18 protein-coding genes are annotated in these 18,229 nt (G+C 47.4%); 11 read left to right on the top strand and 7 right to left on the bottom strand.

The features are described 5' to 3' along the window. The first annotated feature begins 27 nt into the window (after positions 1-27). From MHM99_RS04830 to MHM99_RS04860, 7 genes are all read left to right on the top strand, one after another. Positions 28-981, top strand: coding sequence for a DUF3150 domain-containing protein (locus tag MHM99_RS04830; RefSeq protein ID WP_015066585.1), 954 nt, complete (start codon positions 28-30; stop codon positions 979-981). 61 nt (positions 982-1,042) lie between these two features. Continuing rightward, positions 1,043-1,483, top strand: a complete 441-nt coding sequence (locus tag MHM99_RS04835; RefSeq protein WP_015066586.1) for a hypothetical protein — start codon at positions 1,043-1,045, stop codon at positions 1,481-1,483. 69 nt (positions 1,484-1,552) lie between these two features. Continuing rightward, positions 1,553-3,208, top strand: coding sequence for a VWA domain-containing protein (locus tag MHM99_RS04840; protein WP_015066587.1), 1,656 nt, complete (start codon positions 1,553-1,555; stop codon positions 3,206-3,208). 85 nt (positions 3,209-3,293) lie between these two features. After that, a complete protein-coding gene (gene radC, locus MHM99_RS04845) occupies positions 3,294-3,791 on the top strand; it encodes a DNA repair protein RadC (RefSeq protein ID WP_000791199.1) in 498 nt (165 codons plus the stop codon). Beyond that, on the top strand, positions 3,791-4,132 hold the full coding sequence (locus MHM99_RS04850) for a hypothetical protein (RefSeq protein ID WP_015066588.1): 342 nt from the start codon (positions 3,791-3,793) through the stop codon (positions 4,130-4,132). Before radC ends, MHM99_RS04850 begins: the two co-directional genes overlap by 1 nt. Before the next feature lie 91 nt (positions 4,133-4,223). Next, positions 4,224-5,291: a primase-helicase zinc-binding domain-containing protein gene (locus MHM99_RS04855; protein WP_015066589.1), complete on the top strand. Its 1,068-nt coding sequence runs from the start codon at positions 4,224-4,226 to the stop codon at positions 5,289-5,291. Between the two features lie 89 nt (positions 5,292-5,380). Continuing rightward, complete coding sequence (locus MHM99_RS04860) at positions 5,381-6,088, top strand: hypothetical protein (RefSeq protein ID WP_015066590.1); 708 nt, start codon at positions 5,381-5,383, stop codon at positions 6,086-6,088. A 242-nt stretch (positions 6,089-6,330) separates the two neighbouring features. On the opposite strand, the gene MHM99_RS04865 is transcribed toward MHM99_RS04860, so the two are convergent. Then, positions 6,331-7,272 (bottom strand): LysR family transcriptional regulator, encoded by a 942-nt coding sequence (locus MHM99_RS04865; RefSeq protein WP_041702643.1) that lies wholly within the window; start codon positions 7,270-7,272, stop codon positions 6,331-6,333. 88 nt (positions 7,273-7,360) lie between these two features. On the opposite strand from MHM99_RS04865, the gene chrA reads away from it, so the two are divergent. The 4 genes from chrA to MHM99_RS04885 all read left to right on the top strand — a co-directional run bounded on the left by chrA (position 7,361) and on the right by MHM99_RS04885 (position 14,780). Beyond that, the gene (chrA, locus tag MHM99_RS04870) at positions 7,361-8,500 is read left to right on the top strand and encodes a chromate efflux transporter (protein ID WP_015066592.1); all 1,140 of its coding nucleotides are present in this window, start codon (positions 7,361-7,363) and stop codon (positions 8,498-8,500) included. Between the two features lie 371 nt (positions 8,501-8,871). Further along, positions 8,872-9,816, top strand: a complete 945-nt coding sequence (locus MHM99_RS04875; protein WP_015066593.1) for a thioredoxin family protein — start codon at positions 8,872-8,874, stop codon at positions 9,814-9,816. Between the two features lie 2 nt (positions 9,817-9,818). Continuing rightward, entirely contained in the window at positions 9,819-11,207 is a 1,389-nt protein-coding gene (locus MHM99_RS04880) for a conjugal transfer protein TraH (protein WP_015066594.1), read from the top strand. A gap of 3 nt (positions 11,208-11,210) precedes the next feature. Next, complete coding sequence (locus MHM99_RS04885; RefSeq protein ID WP_015066595.1) at positions 11,211-14,780, top strand: conjugal transfer protein TraG N-terminal domain-containing protein; 3,570 nt, start codon at positions 11,211-11,213, stop codon at positions 14,778-14,780. Positions 14,781-14,812: 32 nt separating this feature from the next. Here the strand turns inward: MHM99_RS04885 and eexS are convergent, their stop codons facing one another. Genes eexS through MHM99_RS04915 form a run of 6 tightly spaced genes read right to left on the bottom strand, consistent with a single transcriptional unit; the run spans position 14,813 to position 18,181 of the window. Further along, a complete protein-coding gene (eexS, locus tag MHM99_RS04890) occupies positions 14,813-15,244 on the bottom strand; it encodes an entry exclusion protein EexS (RefSeq protein WP_015066596.1) in 432 nt (143 codons plus the stop codon). 57 nt (positions 15,245-15,301) lie between these two features. Next, positions 15,302-15,835, bottom strand: a complete 534-nt coding sequence (locus tag MHM99_RS04895; protein WP_015066597.1) for a FlhC family transcriptional regulator — start codon at positions 15,833-15,835, stop codon at positions 15,302-15,304. Next, positions 15,832-16,131 carry a flagellar transcriptional regulator FlhD gene (locus MHM99_RS04900; protein ID WP_015066598.1) on the bottom strand — a complete coding sequence of 100 codons (300 nt, stop codon included), beginning with the start codon at positions 16,129-16,131 and terminating at the stop codon, positions 15,832-15,834. The genes MHM99_RS04895 and MHM99_RS04900 overlap by 4 nt, the downstream gene beginning before the upstream one ends. Continuing rightward, a complete protein-coding gene (locus MHM99_RS04905; RefSeq protein ID WP_015066599.1) occupies positions 16,128-16,676 on the bottom strand; it encodes a lytic transglycosylase domain-containing protein in 549 nt (182 codons plus the stop codon). Before MHM99_RS04905 ends, MHM99_RS04900 begins: the two co-directional genes overlap by 4 nt. Next, positions 16,663-17,325, bottom strand: coding sequence for a DUF6475 domain-containing protein (locus tag MHM99_RS04910; protein ID WP_015066600.1), 663 nt, complete (start codon positions 17,323-17,325; stop codon positions 16,663-16,665). The genes MHM99_RS04905 and MHM99_RS04910 overlap by 14 nt, the downstream gene beginning before the upstream one ends. Beyond that, the gene (locus MHM99_RS04915; protein WP_015066601.1) at positions 17,312-18,181 is read right to left on the bottom strand and encodes a hypothetical protein; all 870 of its coding nucleotides are present in this window, start codon (positions 18,179-18,181) and stop codon (positions 17,312-17,314) included. Before MHM99_RS04915 ends, MHM99_RS04910 begins: the two co-directional genes overlap by 14 nt. Positions 18,182-18,229: the final 48 nt, after the last annotated feature.

Consider the following 18,229-nt stretch of genomic DNA (forward strand, 5'->3'; position numbering starts at 1 on the left):
CGTCCCCATCTCGCATGAGGATGCACTATGAGTATTCAAACCCTCGACAAACTTTTGATTTGTCACATCGACTGTTCCATCTGGAGCGGTAGAAAAAAACTAAGGCCTGAAGATTTCAGATTAGCCAATGGTAGCCAACTTCCACCGAAGGATGTTGCCAGCTTAGGGAGTAAAAAAATTTGCGACCCTGAGGCATTGGCGAACTTTGAAAGGCTTAAGAAAGAAGCGCAGCGCTTGTGTGAGCAAGTCGGTGTGCGGTTTTTAGGTGGCTATGCCGTCCCTGAGGACCGAATTGATCAGATTGTTCCAGAGCTTGACCGGATCGGTCAGGAGTTTGCGCAGTGCAAGCAGTTGTTCTTGGACAACTATGATCAGGTGACGTTTGACTGGGTTGCAAAACACCCGGAATTTGCAGATGCAATCCGGCGTGCGCTGTCACCCATCGAAGACGTGGAACAACGGCTTCAGTTCGATTATGCCATCTATCGAATGCAACCGGCTGAACAAGGTGGTGGCTTAGATGACAAGGTCAATGGCATGGGACACACCCTCTTTAGGGAGGTGGCTCGTGATGCCAATGAACTGTTTGAGCGTTCCGTTGCAGGTAAGAATCAAATCAGCCAGCGAGCCCTTAATCCTCTCAAGCGATTAAGAGACAAGTTGGATGGTTTGTCATTCCTGGATCATCGAGTTCAGCCGATGGTTGAAGCGATGGACAATTTATTTGTTCGTCTGCCGAAGACCGGCCCTGTGACAGACAATCTCTATCACGAACTGATGGCGACCATTTTAATTTTGTCTGATCCAGACAAGATGAGAATGCACGGTGAAGGTCAATTGGATATCAGACAACTGATGCCCAAACCTGAACCTAAACCCGCACAGCCAGTATCTACTCAGGCAGATAACTTACGTGCAATACCACAACCAACCGTCAGACCAAACCTTGGTTCGACTGTACCAAACTCATTTTATTTCTAACGTCCTTGAGGGCATGTTGCCCTGAAGGGCGCATGTCCTCTGAACTATGTAAGAGGAAATTATGCAATCAACCATCCATAACCCCAGCCAACTGAACCAGTTTGAACCGCATTTTCGTGGTGTGACTGATGCGGTTGAAAGTGAATCGATACCAGAAGTGGCGTGTTGTCGAGCGTTAGTACAACGGTCGTACTCAACACATAGTGTCGTGATCCCTAAGAACCCTGTGCTGATCGCAGATGCGGACGCACAAGGTGTTTGGTTATCAGCCATGGTATTTGTTCCAAACATGGCATTGCAGCAAGCCGCTTTTGAGCGGGACTGGCTGCAATATCAACACGAGGTGTCTACTCAGTTACAGGACCAGTACGGTCTGACATTGGATGACATCCTGAGTTTAGACCAGCTTAAAACGTCATTTGAACAGCACGAGAGTCCAGCTCAATTGGTGGCTTGGTTAGGTCAAAAATACGACCTGGATAAGCTAAAAGCACAGGTTTAAACATCCACATTCCCAGCGGGGAAACGCTCCCGCTGAGGGAGTATTCCCCCTAATGATTAGGAGACTCCCATGAATCATCCATTAAAAAACGCACTGCCAATCGTTGCCGCCGCTTATGGCGAAAAGTTTGGTGTGAAGGTGCTTATTCAAGGACAAGATGCGTTTACCGATGGTGAGCGGATTGTGATCCCAACAGCAAACCCAGACGACCCACACTATCAACAGATAGCTTGGGGTTATCTGGCTCATGAAGCGGCGCATATTCGGCATACTAATTTTGAAATGGTGCAGAAGGCGTCGTCCAAGCCGATCCGAAAGGCACTTCTCAATATCATTGAGGATGTTCGCATTGAAAACGAATTGGCAAAGGATTACCCCGGAACCCGGCGCAGTATTTCGCAAGTGATTGAGTACATGGTGGACACACAGCAAATGTGTGTACCTGAACAGCTTGAGCCTGCATCTAACTTGCAAGCATGGTTGTTGTTCCGTTTGAGATGCCATTTTCTGGGCCAGAAAGCGCTGACGCCTTTGTATCAAGCAGTCGATGAAAGAGTGAGACAACTCTTTCCTGCCGCAGCGATGAGCCGGTTAAGCGCCATGCTGACAGCAGTGCCTAGCCTAGTGTCTACAGGTGAAGTGCTAAAACTTGTCGATGCCATCGTTTCCATGTTGGAAGAAGAATCTCGTCCACCACAGGATGAGTCGGATGCTGATGGCGGTGATGACATTGGACAAGATGCGAGTAATTACAGCAATAACAGTAGTGACAGTCAAACCCCGGAAGCAGACTCGTCTGCAATGGGGGATGCTGCTGAAACGGGGGATTCAGATCACTCTGATCAAGCTGACAATTTGCGACAAGCCTTAGAGGCCAGTGCTGCTCAGTTTGAACCCGATACCTTTGCCCAAGTGGCAGAAGTGTTGTCGGAACAAGCTGAAGGACATCAGGGTGTCACTCCACTCAGTTTGCCCCAAGCAGAGCACGCTATGTTGGGTGATGAGGCCATCTTGACCTTATCGGCGTCTGAGTCCGCTCAAATTCGAGCCCGACTTAGGGGCATGGTTCAGTCCAGTCAGGACAATCGGAATCATGCCAAACGGCACGGTCTTCGAGTTGCAACCCATCGTCTTGCCGCTTCACAAGCAGGTGAGTCGAGATTGTTTATTCAAAGGCAACCTCGCATTGCGCCTAATGCTGCTGTGCACTTGCTGGTCGATATATCGGGTTCAATGGGTAAACCCATTGGCGAAGGTAATCGAAAGTACTTTCATGTTGCCAATGAAGCCGCTTTGGCTTTGGCCATGGCACTGGAAGGCATACCGGGTGTTGTACCTGCGGTCAGTTATTTTCCTGGTATTCATCAGGAAGTTTCTATCGCGTTATTGCCCAAGCAATCGGTTCGACATCGGGCCGCCTGTTTTGACCAAAAACCACGAGGTTGTACGCCTATGGCACAAGCAATGTGGTTTGCGGCAAACAGTTTGTTAGCGCAAAAACAGAAGCGAAAGCTAATGATAGTGCTAACGGATGGTGACCCAGATGATTGGGCTGCCACGCATGACATTGTTGACCGGTGCAGACGCAGTGGCTTTGAGCTGCTGGGGATCGGGATTCAAACACGCAGTGTTGAGAAATTCTTTCCTCAAAGCATTGTGATTAATGACGTCAAAGATCTAAAGCGTGAGTTATTCGAAGTAACACAACAACTGTTAATTCAGTAACCACATCAATTATACCACCCTGCGGGGACGATTCCGTCCCCTTCAGGGCATGGGTTCGTCTCCGCTTTTTTTTGTGGAGACTCCTATGAAAAACAAAAAGTTCTTAGCTGGCGAAGAAGCCGGTACTTACATCGTTCCTGAGCAAGTGACTGAAGCGGATATTTTAGATATGGCGCTCAAGCTTGCCCGTGGTCGATTGAGTAAAGGTCGCAAAATTGAACAGCCATCATCGGCGTTCTCATACCTGCAAACACTGATGCACGAGTATGAGCACGAAGTCTTTGGCGTGCTGTTTCTTGATACAAAGCATCGCGTTATTCGATTTGAAGAGCTGTTCAAAGGCACTTTAGATGCGGCGAGCGTGTATCCAAGGGAAGTAACAAAGCGTGCGCTAGAGCTTAATGCGGCAGCAGTGATACTGGTTCATAACCATCCATCGGGTGATCCTGAGCCCAGTGAAGCTGATAAACGCATAACTCATCGACTCCGTGACGCCTTGTCACTTGTTGATATTCGAACGCTTGACCATGTTGTGGTCGCATCCGAGGGCTGCGTTTCGCTTGCCGAACGCGGTTATCTTTAATGAATGGGCGCATTGCCCATTCTCCTACATCACAAAAGCAGTCCCATCAACACACATCATCACAGCTCGAATTTCTATTTGAGTTTGATGATGCCCCAGTCACTTGGTCTGACACGGAAATCTGGCAGTTACGCGAAGGCATTCTATTGGATGCGATCCGAGTATTGCTGGACGGTCGTGTCAGCACTCGGTTGCGCAAGGATGTGTTGTCGTGGATTCAAAATGACGAAATAGCGCCATTTTGCTTTCGTGTTTGCTCAATGGCTGCGGTTGTCGATCCTGATGTGCTTCGTGATTCCATCATGTGGCTATTAAGACGACATGGTATCCAGCTTGACTAACGTTCCTGCATTAACCAAACGGCTCATTGCAGGACCCAAGCTGACTTTTACCTCCTGTGGTAGGAGTCGGCATTTTACTTAAGGAGGTTATATGGCGTTACCTTTACAAATTGACACAGTAAGGCCATATCTCAATGGCCAATGGCTTCAAGTCTTGGCGGCGTTGGTGCCAGAACTTGATGCTGCTATTGCTCGAAAAGGCCGTCATGTGGCTTGTCCTGTTCATGGCGGTCGTGATGGCTTTAGGCTGTTCAAAGATGCTGAATATACCGGTGGTGGCGTTTGTAATACCTGCGGTATCTTTCATGATGGCTTTGAACTGTTGTCTTGGATTAATGGATGGAACTTTGCTCAGTCTATTGAAGCAATCGGTCAAGTTCTAGGTATTCAACCCGGACAAGTACCAACTCGGGTAATACCGAGTAACGCTGTTGACTGGAAGACGAAAAGGCAGGAAGAGGACAAAGCGATTATCCATCGCTTGAATCAAACCTGGGGAGAAACGTTTTCTCTTGCAGATACTCGTGCGCAACCAGTTTGGAACTACATGCATCGTCGTGGCATTGTTACCCGGCTTCGTCCTGAATGGGATTCGGTGCTGAGGTTTCATCCAAACTTGCCTTACCATGATGAAGATGGCCTGTTTATCGATAGCTACCCAGCGCTGCTAGGTAAAATCGTTACTCAGCAAGGGCGTTCGGCCACGTTCCATCGGATCTACCTAAGTGAAGATGGATTCAAAGCGCCGGTTGAAAGGCCTAAAAAGATGATGCCGATACCAAGTGACAGAACAATCACAGGTGGTGCCATTCCGATTGGTGAGCCTGGTGAGGTACTAGGTGTTTCTGAAGGTATCGAAACGGCTTTAGCGGTTACCAGAGCAACGGGACAAACATGTTGGTCGGTTGTGAATGCAACCCTACTGGCTAGGTTTGAACCACCAAGTAATGTGAAAATGCTGTACATCTGGGCAGATCATGATCTCTCTGAGACCGGCCTGAATGCAGCGAATGAACTCAAGAAAAAAGCCTGGCAGAAAGGCATTCTGACACAAGTCTTGATCCCTCCGATACCAACGTCACTTGGCGTGAAAAGTTGGGATTGGAATGATGTGCTGAATGTTTACGGTGCCATGGGCTTTCCGAAAGTTCATATCTGATCCAAGGGGCTTCGGCCCCTTTTTTTACGCCTTGCATATTTGAAAAAACATGGAGAATGAAAAATAGAGAACCAATAGGAGAAACAAACATGATGGTATTAACCCTGTTAACAAAGCAGATTGATGGTGAATTTACGGTTTACTGGAAGACCGGCCTTCGAAGAGGTGGTGAGCTAAAGGTCGATTTAGGTGAGCAATACGACAAGCTACCTGAGCAGCAAAAGCCAATTGCAGCTGAGCTTTATGCTATTCATCACCTACTGTCAGTGAAAGAGGTGATGGGAAGTAACCGAAGCGGTCATGGGCTTCAAATCCGGGTCAGTAAAGGAGCTATCAAAAAGTTACAGAAACAACGCTCAACTCAGCATTCACTTTACAGCCTGACTAGGTTTTTGCTAACTCGATACCAGGAAGCACAGATCTCGGTAGAGAAGCAGGACGATTGGCTCTCACATTCCTTCGAAGAATACAGCGTCGATAATGCTACAGTGAGAGACATCGATGAGGTCATCAACGTTCCGAAAATTGGACCTGTCGTGGTGACTCGTCACGCGCTTGAAAGATTCGTGGAACGGCTTTCAGACGGCGTACCTAAGCATCCTTGGAAGTCTTTGTGCTCAAAGCTGCTATGTTCGGGGCTAACTAAAACTCAGTTGCCAGAAAACGTCGCTATCCAAAAAGCAAAAAAATATGCACAAGAGGCCGAGGTCTGGCAGCATGTGGGGAGCAATATGTACTTTGTTATGATTCCTGGTGGCTCAATTAAAACGTTGGTTACGGTTTTCGAAGTAAAGTGAGCTAATGTGTATTGGCGATACTTACTTAGGTGCCGATAGCAGACCTCAGCAACCTGGTACAACTCAATGATACCTTTTCCATTATCCTCTTTTATGAATTAAATCAGGAGTATCATTACTCCTAACCAAAGACATTCATTTTACTTAATCAGTACTATTTCGGTATAACGCTAATAACTCAGTGGGTAGTAAGAAGTTCAACAACAAATAACTCTAGGCACGATGAGTGCCCAAAATGTTTATCATTTAGAGCTGATGGTCGAAGAAATTAACTCGCGTAGCCAAATGCCTTTGTCTTCATTGTTTCGGCTGGAATGCCACAGCATGGCAATATCAAAATCCGCAACGGCGATCGGCGGCTTAACAGTAATGAGATCGTCCGAAAAGCCCTCCGCCAACGCCATTTTTTCTGGCACGATGGCAATTAGATCGCGCTTTTTCAATAAATGCCGAATGGTGAGAAAATTGCGCGAAGCCACGGTGACTTTACGCCTCAAGCCGTGTTCTGCGAGCTTTTGGTCTACTTGTGTCTTTAAGCTCCCATCGGGACTTACCAGAGCTTGCTCGATGTTAGCGAACGCTTCCAGAGACAGCTGTGTTTCCCCTTTCAATACCTGTTTATCACACATGCACACGTGTTTTTCGGTGTACAAGTACAAGCTCTCAAAGTTGTCATCTAACAACGGAATGCTGCCAATAATGACATCGAGCTTTTCCTGCTCTGTTAATGCCACGTAGTTGCTACGATTGACGTTAATAAAACTGATCTGCGCCTCTGGTGCGCGCTGACGTATTTCGTCATAAACCCGAGGCGCAAAGATAAACTCAGCATAATCCGTTAACCCAATGCGACATACACCCGCGTAATTTTCAGGTTGGAAGGCAGACTTAGTGAGCAAGTCTTTGGCGATAGAGTCCAGCAAGTTATGCACGGTTGGCGCGATGTGGTGAGCGTGCTCTGTGGGCTGCATCTTATGCCCTTTGCGCTCAAAAAGCGGGTCATCAAACAACAACCTCAAACGAGATAAACTATGGCTCATCGCCGACTGGCTAACGCAACTTTTCTCTGCCGCGACGCTAACGCTTCGATGGCGATACAGGTAGGAAAACGTCACCAACAAGTTCAAGTCAATGTTGCGCCACTGAATGTCCTCTTTCACTTCAACACCCTCATCCCATTTCATTCATAGATGAAATCAAAATCATCAATTTGAGTCATTTTATAGCATTCGATAAATTAGCAAAAATGCTTTTTAAATAAACAGGCTCGACATGTTCACTATCTTCAAGACTTTTTTCTGGCTGGGTTGGTTCAGCTTCGGCGGCCCAGCGGCTCATATTGGTTATTTTCGCCAAACCTTTGTTGAGAAACTGAAATGGCTTGATGACAGCGAGTACGCTCAAATTGTCGCGCTCAGTCAGTTTTTGCCGGGACCGGGATCAAGCCAAGTCGGCTTTGCATTGGGTTATAAGCGCGGCGGTTTAAGTGGTGCATGCGCAGCATTTGTCGGATTCACGCTTCCTTCGGTGATCATCATGTTGGCGCTAGCGATGGTGAGTAGCCAAATCACCGACACCGCAATGTTTCAAAACATCGTTCACGGGCTAAAACTACTAGCTGTCGTTGTCGTGGCGGATGCGACCTGGGGCATGTACAAAAACTTCTGCCAAAGCAAACTGACCGCTGGTTTGTGCGTCGCGACTGCGATTGCGTTGTTGGTGGCACCAAGCATCATGACGCAAATGTTCGTGTTGCTCGGAGCCGGTATTGTCGGTTTGCGATATCTGAGGAAAGGCTCCGTGCCATCAACCGAGCCGTTTAAACCGTCTATAGCGCCACTGGCTCTATTTGCGGTGCTTTTACTCGGCTTACCGTTAGTGGCTCATACGTTGCCTTTGCTTGGGCTGTTTAGTGATTTTTTCCAAGCTGGTAGCTTAGTGTTTGGTGGCGGTCATGTGGTGCTGCCGCTTCTGCAAAACATTGTTGGCGATCAGCTCAGCCCAGATGTATTTTTAACAGGCTACGCCGCTGCACAAGCTGTACCGGGGCCAATGTTCACCTTTGCAACTTTTATCGGTTATGAGCTTTCGGATACGCCAATTTTAGGTGCGCTGATCGCAACGCTTGGTGTATTCCTACCAGGTTTTCTTTTACTGCTTGGCGTACTTAAAAACTGGCAAGCACTGGCAAGCAAACCGTTGGTCTCCGGCGCCATCAACGGTGTAAACGCCTCGGTAGTAGGATTGCTACTCTCGGCACTTTACCAGCCAGTATTTAGCAGCGCAGTTGTTGCTCCCATCGACATGGCGTTAGTGATTGTAGGTTTCTATCTACACAAAAAGCTCAACCTTTCGGTGCTGTGGATGATCGTATTTTTTGTGGCGGCAGGCCTTGTCACGGGCATGATGTAGCCTCCTGATTAGCCAGCCATTGAATCCAGATAAACCATGGGCACTCAAATACGAGTGCCCTTGTTCTTAGATTAGATAGCGATAACGGAACAGACCCCGATTAAAAGAGCATCACAAAGGTAGGAGATTATTATCCCATATTTACACTGCATCCGGCTTTGTTGCTTAAATCGATGGAACTAAATCAAGAAGCTACGATCTGATCGGCTCCCCCCATCAATCGTCGTCATATATTTTGCTCATTAAAGTTAGCTGTTGTTACTGGTCAAAACAGCTAGTCAGAAACACACACGATTCCTTCATCTATCTGGCCAATCGCTCTTATGGGGATCTTTAGCATGTTAGCTCTATGAAATTTTCTGGAGCTGACAATGAGAACCCCTTTGTTACCTTGGTTTATCCTATGGGTGACCATCCCAATCATTATTTTATTTCTATTCATCTTGCCCGCCCATGCCAGTGATGGGCCATTCTATCAGCGTGGTCAGGAAGGCTGGTTTTGGTATCAGGTCATTCCTGAACCTGAGCAGCCTGATGAGCTGATAGAGCCGGAAGCTGGTGTCGTGGAGTCCAGTCAGAGCGAACTAAAGCCCTTCAGTGCCGCATGGTTCCGAGAGCATATGCAATCGTTTATGGACAAGGCAATTGATGAGCCAACGAGTGAGAATGTCAGAGCCTATCTTTATCTTCAGCGCGTCATGATGGATAAGGGCTCACTATTTGCTGATGTTAGTCAGCAGGTGGTCATGGGTGATCCTGTTTTGGATGAAATCAGTCGAAGACCCTTGGCGACTTATGCCGCCAATCGGATGGATAGAGAAGCTGGCACTCAACGGGATGTTGCTTTAGTTGAGGTAGCAAAACGAGCTGGCTTGTTCTTCTTCTATCGTTCGGATTGCCCTTACTGCCATGCTCAAGCGCCTATCATCGAATCCATGGCTTTGAACTACGGTTTTGAGGTGTTTGCTATTGCTGTCGATGGCTTGCCTTTACCGGGTGGAGAGTTTCCCAATTTCAAAGTCGATTCAGGACAAGCTCAATCATTGTCCGTTACGACTGTCCCTGCCGTGTTCTTAGTTGATCCGCCTAATGTCATCACTCCGATTGGCCAAGGCGCAATGAGCCTTGATGAGCTCAATAATCGAATCATTCTCGCAGCCCATCAAGCCGGTTGGATTGACGATCAAACTTACTATGCCACCAGACCTGTTCAACCCGGCGTGTCACTCGCGATGTCAGCCCAAGAGCTTAACGAAAAGATATTACAGGACCCTGAGTTCCTTGTTCGCTATCTGCGTGCACAAGGAGGGTTATAACGATGAAAAAAGTATTCCGAGTATCGCTAATCGCCTGTGCGATTGGTTTTTCATCTATGAGCCAAGCAAGCTTGCAACAGGAGATGAACCAGTTGTTTGGTTCAATGACCAACACCACTGCGCCAGGTGTATTCGAGAGTCAGCGGCGTGGCGTTATATCTGGTGGAAGCGTTGTTGTCCGTAACAGAATCATGAACGAGAACCTCGTCTCTATGGTGCCTCCGTCATTCCAAGCCGGTTGTGGTGGCATTGATATGTTCGCGGGAAGTTTGTCATTTGTTAACGCGGATCAGTTTGTTCAATTACTTCGCTCTGTTGCTGCAAACGCCAAGGGGTACGCATTCCAATTGGCGCTCAGTGCTATGTGTGAGAAATGCTCCCAGCACATGGAGACACTGCAAAAGAAAATCCAGCAGTTGAACGAGTATTTCGGCAATTCCTGTCAAATGGCTCAGGGAGTTGTGAACGATACCCTGGCTGCTTTTGGTATAAAGGGGCAAACAGAAGCCAGCATGTTGAGCTCACTTAAAGGGGCTGGAGACGTTTTTACCAGTTGGAGTGAATCCAATGGTAAGAACCCATATGAGAACGCTTCGAGTGTCGCGGCATCTGATGTAAACAGAACGATTAAAGGTAATTTGGTTTGGCGAGCACTGAAACGTCATTCGGCATCAAGCTGGTTTGCATCGGGGGATGACCGTTTTCTTGAAGCAGTTATGTCGGTGACGGGTTCGATCATTGTTGGTGATCTAGCTAATGCCGCTGATGGCCAAGGTAAAGCCCCGAAACTGACCAGACTGAATGGCAATAAAGTGACTATTGAGCATCTAATTCACGGCGGTAACGTCGCTATGTACCGATGTGACACAGTGACGCAAGACGGTTGTTTGAACCCGACAATCACTAACGTGACCCTTACCGGGTTATCAACTCAGGTAGAAAATTTACTTCTTGGTACAGGTTCTAGTAACGGCATTATTTTTAAATTTGCTCGAAATACAGGGGCTGCTAGCACCACCGAACAGGCTTTTATGACCTCGGCTCCCGCGAGCATTGGCGGCATGATTAGAACACTTTCTGCATTAAATGAAGGGGCTGCTAGGTCGTTTGCTTCACGAGCGGCTCCATTTATTGCTGTTGAGATGGCCCGAGCATTGGTTGAAGACATGCTCAACGCAGCTAGAAGCACATCGGGTGTGGAAGATCATGCCTATGCGAAGTTGTTAACGGAAGATCTTGAACGTGCACGTCGCCAAATCAATGAGGAGTACGCCGCGTTGCAGCGAAGATACGGCTCAGAGCAAGAATTGCTGGCGCACTTTAACCAAGTGATTCAGACCATTCGCAAACAGCGTTATTACACCGTTAAATCTACGGCGCTGGGGGAATAGGTTATGTGGGAGATCTATTCCATCGGGGATTCGGCTTTTTTAGAGCAGGTCCTGAACGCTGTCGCGATGATCACTGGTACAGGCGATTTTACTTCAATGGTTCGCATTGGCTTGCTCATTGGGGTATTGATGGTCTCTGTTCAGGCCTTAATGCAAGGTGGTCGTGGGATTAACTTTCAACATGTTTTAGTCTCATGGCTAGTCTTTGCAACCATGTTTGGGCCCAGTACCCGAGTGAGCATTGAGGATGCGTACACGGGACAAGTTCGAGTGGTTGATAATGTGCCCATCGGTGTTGCTGCCGCAGGCAGTACGATTTCGACTGTTGGCTTTCAAATCACGCGATTGTTTGAAACGGCGTTCTCAACTCCCGCCATGACGGAATACGGCTTTGCATCCAGTTTACAGTCACTGATTAAAGTGAGAAAACAGGTGATGGATCGCTCTGGGTTGGGTGATGCAAATCGTGTCGGTGGCTCAGATATCGAACAATCGTGGTTTAACTACATCAAAGAATGCACCTTGATTGGTATCGACATCGGCCAAAAGAACCTCGATCAGGTGCTGAGTGATCCTAACCCGATGACTGCGATTAAGTTTGATTCGCGCATTTATGGCACTCGAATCATGCTCAGTGGTAGCAGTAGCGATCTGGACTGCACCGATGCCTACAGCCAGCTGAAACTCATAACAGAATCAACCTTCATTCCAAGGCTTAAACAGGTTCTGTCGGCCTCATTGGGGACTTCGTCAGCAACGGACACTGATGACGTGATCCGAAATGCACTGAATAACCTTGGTTTGGCTTCGGTTAACACCCAAGAGTACATGACCGCGTCGGTGCTTTTGCCTATTTATGAGCAAAGCGTGACGGGCAAATATATGGATGATCAAGCTTTCACCGCAGCCGTTATGGTTAACCAAGCGATTGAGCAGCGCAATACGCAATGGGCGGCAGAGCAGACCCTGTTCCAAAGTATCGTTCGTCCGATGATGACATTTTTTGAGGGATTCATTTACGCCATCACCCCTTTGATGGCCTTTGTGATAGCCCTTGGCCAAATCGGGATGCGAATGGCCGGGAAGTACTTGTTAATCCTGCTTTGGATTCAACTTTGGATGCCTGTCATGGCCATCATTAACCTATATATCCATTTAACTGTTGCTGGGAAAATGTCGGCTCTTGATGCCTTTGCAGGTACAGAAGTGCCATCTTTTGCTGGGATGATGCAGATGGATTCAGTGCTGCAAACCTGGATAGCTACTGGCGGCATGTTGGCGTCGAGTGTTCCGGCGATTTCGCTCATGCTCGTGTATGGCTCAGCAATAACTGCAACCCACTTGGCTGGACGTCTTCAAAACGGTGATGCCATTGATGAAAAGATGGCAAGTCCAGATGTCGCGAAAAATGCCCCGGTGATGCAATCACAGTCAATGTTCCAGAATTCAGCCCTTACGGGTTCTGCTATGACCGGCGCGTCAAACCTACTAAGCAGTTTCTCTGTCGGAAACGCAGTGGGTTCAATGGTCGGCTCTGCAAAAGAATCCATGACTCAGGCAACTCAAGCCTTTAGCCGTCAGGTTGGCAATACCATGAGCCGAACCTTTGGTGAAAAGCTAAGTTACGACAACCTTTCTTCGGTTGGACGTCAGATCGGTTCTTCTAATTCCGCATCTAGCGCCGTTGTTAATCAGGTTACTGATGACCTGCAAACACGGTATGGTTTCGGAGACGATAAAAAAGACGCTGTACGTGGCTTGGTATCGGGCGTGTTATCGGGAGGCCTTAGGGTCGGTGGAGATGGAACCATTACTAATCCCGGTGAGAAAGAAGTTGCCGATAAGGGTTTTCTTGGGAGGCTTCTTGGAACGGGAGGCAATGATTCTCCACAAGGTAATTTGCCTGGAGTTGATAAGCCAGATTCATCTCGTGTACCAAAACTATCAAGGGTACGAGCTGGGTTGGATCTAGGTGGTAACTTTAGTGGCCAAGTTGAGTCGTCAGAAGGCAGTTCTCGGTCTACGAGCGCAAATACGCTCACTGGGGAGATGCAAAGCTTGGCATCGAGTGATTCACGACGTGCTGAGTTTCGCGATGCGATGGTTAAGGACCTTTCAGATTCAAGACGCTCTGGCGTTGAGATGTCGTTGTCTAATCAAGACTATCAGTCACTTCAGAGTTCAGCACAAGACGTTATCACGGCATCAAACCGCTTTAGTGAGCTTGATCAGGCCAGCTACAGTCTATCAGGACAAAGGAACACGGATGGTGCGACGTTAACTCGATTAGCAGCGGATAATCCTGAAGTCATGGATTATTTAGGTCGCTATATGAACCAACATGTTGAAGCAGGTAACCGATTACGTGAAAACCTTCCAATGTATCAGCGCTTGCTACCTGATGATAATCAGGCGTATGTGGCAGCAGCTATGGAGTCTTTAACCTATAGCAACTCCTCTACGCCCGCTGAACGAGACAATGACTATCAAGCAGCAATGACTGTTATGGCCATGGCTACCGGAGCCGATTTACGATCTATTCAGCCACGCTCTAATGAAGGCTTGTCATCAACGGCACCTACTTTTGGTGGCACTCAAAGCCAAGTTGAATCAGGTGTTTTGGGAGGCTATGAGGATGCTGCAACAGTTCAAACGCAGTTCAATTCGGCTCAATCTGCTTACCAAACCAATCTTTCTGGTGTAGATGGACAGCTGAATGCGCATCAGCAACAAGCCCAGCAGGCCGTAGCTTCTGACACAAGTACCTATCAATCTGGACTAAACAGTGAAGCTGGCTCTCAGTGGCGATCTCGCATTATGGCTGATGATAGCGGAGTCTCTGGTGCTGAAATGTTCTTCAACAGCGCCAGTGCTATTGGTGATTTCAGTGGCAAGCATACTGATGCAGCATTGCATACCTTGAATCATTTTGGCGAAGATTATGAGAGTTACAAAGAACAGGCGCTTGAAGATCCTGGCTCACGAGGTTTCTTGCACAATGCTACGGTGGCCAGCAAATCAACATGGGATGGCTTAAAAGCAGCCGTTGACGCAGGAACCTCTTTGGAAAACCCATTGACGGCGTTTAATGATGCATACAGTGGATCGAGTTCGCAGTATGCCTCCGAAGTAAACTGGGGCACTAAGTCTGAAGCCATGTTGGCGGGGGCATTTGGTGCGGCAGTTAACAATCGGTATGGTGAGTTCTTAGAACAGTACGCCGATGATTTTAAACAGGAAGCATACAGCGAAGGGCAGAGAATGGGATTGACCCCGATTCAAAGTCAAGTGTTCGCTCAAGCTTTCAATGAAGGTTTGGCGGGGCGCGTTTTCAACTCTGAAGACTCATCGAGTTGGTCGCCTGAAATGCTTGATCTAAGGGAGCAAATGCTAAATGACTATCGTCAAAAGGATGAGAGTGGCGCTTACATCCCTGACAGTGTGTCCGAAGAAGATAAAGCATTTGTGGATAAGCAGATAGCGGTGATCTCAAATGCATCCCTTGCGGGAGATTATGCTCAGAACAACTTGATCGATATTAGAGCCTATAACCAGGCATCAGGAAGGAACTGAAAATAGAAGGTAGCCAGCTTGTGGTGGGCTGGCTATTTTTTTGGCTTTTTGGGATACCTTGGATAAAAGCCATCAAAAAACGAATGGAGCTTATACCAATACCATTTTTCTTCAATGCTCAAAGTTCTACCCGAATCTTTAACTTGGCTGCTCAAGAATCTAATTCCAGTACAAATAGCTATGAAAAAGAGTCCCAAACCAACAATTGTCCAACTCGCTTGCCAATATGCGATTGCTAAAAGCATCGTGATGATGGCTATTAGGCCGATGGGGTTACAGGTCGCTTTGAATCCCAAGTAGCCGAAAAAAACGACGGTGCAGAACAGAAATGGTAAAGCCGCTAACTTGGCTGATGCTGTTAATATTTCTGATGGAAAAAAGTGAGCCGCAGCCAAAGTCGCCAGAAAAAGCCCCAGTGATATAACCCAGCAGCGTGCTGGTAAAGATTTAAGTAAGTTTGTCATCTTCTTAGTACTCTCAAAGTGCACGGGCGGTGCACAATCAAATCATGCATCAGCATGTTAGTTCTCAAAAAGTGCTCTAGTGGTTTGCTCGGCCATAATCTCACACACAGGACATTTAAGCTGAATGCGCTGTTGAGATACCGTCAAATACAGACTACCGCATCGACACCGGTGTAAGGATGCAAGCTGTGATCTTAAATCACGAGCTAGAACCCAACCTTCATTGATGGTCAGTTTTTTCCAGGGGATCTCAGCTGGAAGATCTGCTTCTTCTCTTGCAACCAAGTACGCATCGTAAGCCTTCATCAAAGCATCAATATTTAATTGCTTGTAGACATTGTCACCACCAATATTGATATAAAGCGCCATCAGCAGGGAGCCTTCAACTAAGGCTCTTCTGCTTTTAACAATGGCATCAGATTCTGGCAATTGACCAGGACAAGGTGACTTGCCAGTCACTTCTTTGTGAAGCCTTCTGATAATGTGGATTGGCAAACCAGTATCGAGCGCGATAATGGTTGTTCGAAATCCATATTTAATAAGTAGCGAGGCTCGGGTAAACAGCTCACTTTTGGACAGGTTATCAATCATGTATCCCCCTTGTTGTTTAGGGTTGATAATAAATAAGCGATTCTTGGAATACCGGTGCCTTTGCTCTTCACCATCTCAATCAGTTGGCTTTGGTTACCCCTTGGTTGAAACAGCATGAATGATGAGGTCGCCACTCGTTGCAGGTCGTCAACACCAGCATTAATCAGAGCATCAACCACATCGCGTGTAAGTCCAAAGCGCAAGACAGCCTCTTGCGGATCAATGCGCGCCAATTCCCGTGCTGCGTGCAGGTACGCCAAATTTAATTGATAGAAGTCTTGTTGATTGGTTGTCATTGACGGACCTCCAGTTCATGTAAAATATTGCGATAGATAGAAAGCACTCTTTGCCCATACCAGCGTGCACGCTCTTCGTTCCAACTGTGATAGCGGCCTATGCCAAGCTCTAAATCGTTTGGTGAAGACTTGATTGCTTCGGCCAAAATACTTGAGCCGACGGTAAGGTTGGTGATGGGGTCTAGCAGTTCCGCCGCTGAGCTCACCCGATGCCCATGCCAATGCAAATTGATTTGCATTAGGCCAATATCGAGCTGGTATTTTTCACTCTTTTGAAGTGCCTGGTTTAACAGTTGCTCAGCTTCTGTCTTAGATTTGGCGTAGGTTGCATTTGAACCATTGCGAATTGCGTATGGCCATGGACTGGTCATGTTAAGACCACGATGTGAGGCCGACTCAGCCAAGGCAACGGCGAAGAGCATGACTGGATCAATACCAACGCTTTGTGCTGCTTTTTCCCACTGATAGCCCGGAAACGCATAGACTGAAGTGCTTGCGGACATGGCTATCACTAGGGCAATGGTTTTTGCTTTAATCGTTTTCATTTTTATCCTCTAATTGATTTCCGAGAAGCGCCTGAATGGCTTTCGGGCTTATTCTTTTCAAAGGCACTGCGCTAAAGTCAGCGATGCCTCTTGTATAAACTTGTGCTGCTTTTGACCAGTCGCCCACGGCAACCGGCGCTTGCATATCAAATCCTTTTTGCTGGTTCTGATGGTCTGCAATACCCTGTAATAGCCTTGGGTATTCACTCACTTCGTCCCGCAGTAAGTAAGCCTGGTAGCGTGTTAAAAACTCTTTTTGCTTAAAGGGGTATTCCCTGTCGTCAACCTTGCAGAGTTCAACCCATCCCCCCATGTCTGAAATCACGCGGTGAATAAGCGCATCGTCAAACATCACGGATGTCCAAGCGCCAACCTGACGAACAGCCTTGTCAACTTTGTTCCAAGCAACCATGGCTCTTGAACCCGAGTTGCCATCGATATGCTTGATGACGTCAGCGGGCTTTGGAAAAAATTGCCCAGTATCCGGTGATTGAATATGCCGAGTCAGACCGATTCGCACTTCTTCAATGCTATAAGCACGAAGGGCTTCAAATGCGATGGATAGCAATTGTGGTGATACGCTTTTGCCATACATGGCCCAAGCTGCTCCCCAAACATCAGCAAACTCGCGTTTATCAACCTCCTGCACTTGAACGAACCTCCCGAATACCTGGTCCGGCCCAGCTTTCAGCAATGCGGCGATTGCTTTCTTCAATATTCAATTGGTGATTGCTGACCTTTAGGCTCGTCGATGATTGCTGTACTTCATCAATGCGAACGTACTCGTCTTCCCATTGCCGGTTTAAAAGCCAGTTATGTGGCATAGGGGTCTTAGTCCGATCTTGATACTGCAATCGGTTGTCTCGTTGCTCTTTCCAGCGTGTTAGGACTTCCAAGGCGAGTTCATGGTCTTCATTGAGGCCCATGCGAAGCCATTCTTCTTTGGCTTTCGCTTTTTTTTCTTTGCGTATTTGTACATCCCAGAAGTCTTCAAACTGTATCTGGTCAACAGTTTTAACTGTTGGTTTATTGCTTCTCTCAGAGTCATCCGACCGTTGAGAGTCCCTTACCGGGTTGCCATCAGGCGTAAACAATGATGAAAATTCTTCTGGAAGCCGAGCTTGAAAAGCGGCAAGAGATTTCAAAAGCGATGCCATACCAACGAAGTCGGCAGGTACATCTTTAAGCAACCGAAAGGCTGCTTTACCTTGGTTTGGGTTTTCGATTGGGTTGTGCTTCAGAAAGCTTCGAATCAAAGTCCAACCAGATTCCTCGCAACGAATCAGGAACTGATCTTGTTCTAACTCATTTAGAGCCTTGGCAACCTGTTGCTCATCCCAGTTCAAGTCAGAAGCAACGTAACCAATCGGCAATCGAAAGCAGCCAAGCAAATTACAATGTGGGCATGTAAGCAAATACAGTCCTAGCAACTTCGCTGAGTCACTCCAGGACAAAACATTTTGCTTTAGCCAAAAGCGGGTATAGACCTTGCCATAATCACGCATGGAGGTACTCGCTTTTGTGTTTACGTAAAATGCTGACCATTACTTGCC

It is taken from the genome of Alteromonas sp. MmMcT2-2, assembly GCF_022348305.1.
Classification (GTDB): Bacteria; Pseudomonadota; Gammaproteobacteria; order Enterobacterales; family Alteromonadaceae; genus Alteromonas; species Alteromonas macleodii.

Excerpts from the sequence above, each read along its gene's own strand:
- MHM99_RS04830 (WP_015066585.1), top strand. The coding sequence starts at position 28 with ATGAGTATTCAAACCCTCGACAAACTTTTGATTTGTCACATCGACTGT.
- MHM99_RS04835 (WP_015066586.1), top strand. The coding sequence starts at position 1,043 with ATGCAATCAACCATCCATAACCCCAGCCAACTGAACCAGTTTGAACCG.
- MHM99_RS04840 (WP_015066587.1), top strand. The coding sequence starts at position 1,553 with ATGAATCATCCATTAAAAAACGCACTGCCAATCGTTGCCGCCGCTTAT.
- radC (WP_000791199.1), top strand. The coding sequence starts at position 3,294 with ATGAAAAACAAAAAGTTCTTAGCTGGCGAAGAAGCCGGTACTTACATC.
- MHM99_RS04850 (WP_015066588.1), top strand. The coding sequence starts at position 3,791 with ATGAATGGGCGCATTGCCCATTCTCCTACATCACAAAAGCAGTCCCAT.
- MHM99_RS04855 (WP_015066589.1), top strand. The coding sequence starts at position 4,224 with ATGGCGTTACCTTTACAAATTGACACAGTAAGGCCATATCTCAATGGC.
- MHM99_RS04860 (WP_015066590.1), top strand. The coding sequence starts at position 5,381 with ATGATGGTATTAACCCTGTTAACAAAGCAGATTGATGGTGAATTTACG.
- MHM99_RS04865 (WP_041702643.1), bottom strand. The coding sequence starts at position 7,272 with ATGAAATGGGATGAGGGTGTTGAAGTGAAAGAGGACATTCAGTGGCGC.
- chrA (WP_015066592.1), top strand. The coding sequence starts at position 7,361 with ATGTTCACTATCTTCAAGACTTTTTTCTGGCTGGGTTGGTTCAGCTTC.
- MHM99_RS04875 (WP_015066593.1), top strand. The coding sequence starts at position 8,872 with ATGAGAACCCCTTTGTTACCTTGGTTTATCCTATGGGTGACCATCCCA.
- MHM99_RS04880 (WP_015066594.1), top strand. The coding sequence starts at position 9,819 with ATGAAAAAAGTATTCCGAGTATCGCTAATCGCCTGTGCGATTGGTTTT.
- MHM99_RS04885 (WP_015066595.1), top strand. The coding sequence starts at position 11,211 with ATGTGGGAGATCTATTCCATCGGGGATTCGGCTTTTTTAGAGCAGGTC.
- eexS (WP_015066596.1), bottom strand. The coding sequence starts at position 15,244 with ATGACAAACTTACTTAAATCTTTACCAGCACGCTGCTGGGTTATATCA.
- MHM99_RS04895 (WP_015066597.1), bottom strand. The coding sequence starts at position 15,835 with ATGATTGATAACCTGTCCAAAAGTGAGCTGTTTACCCGAGCCTCGCTA.
- MHM99_RS04900 (WP_015066598.1), bottom strand. The coding sequence starts at position 16,131 with ATGACAACCAATCAACAAGACTTCTATCAATTAAATTTGGCGTACCTG.
- MHM99_RS04905 (WP_015066599.1), bottom strand. The coding sequence starts at position 16,676 with ATGAAAACGATTAAAGCAAAAACCATTGCCCTAGTGATAGCCATGTCC.
- MHM99_RS04915 (WP_015066601.1), bottom strand. The coding sequence starts at position 18,181 with ATGCGTGATTATGGCAAGGTCTATACCCGCTTTTGGCTAAAGCAAAAT.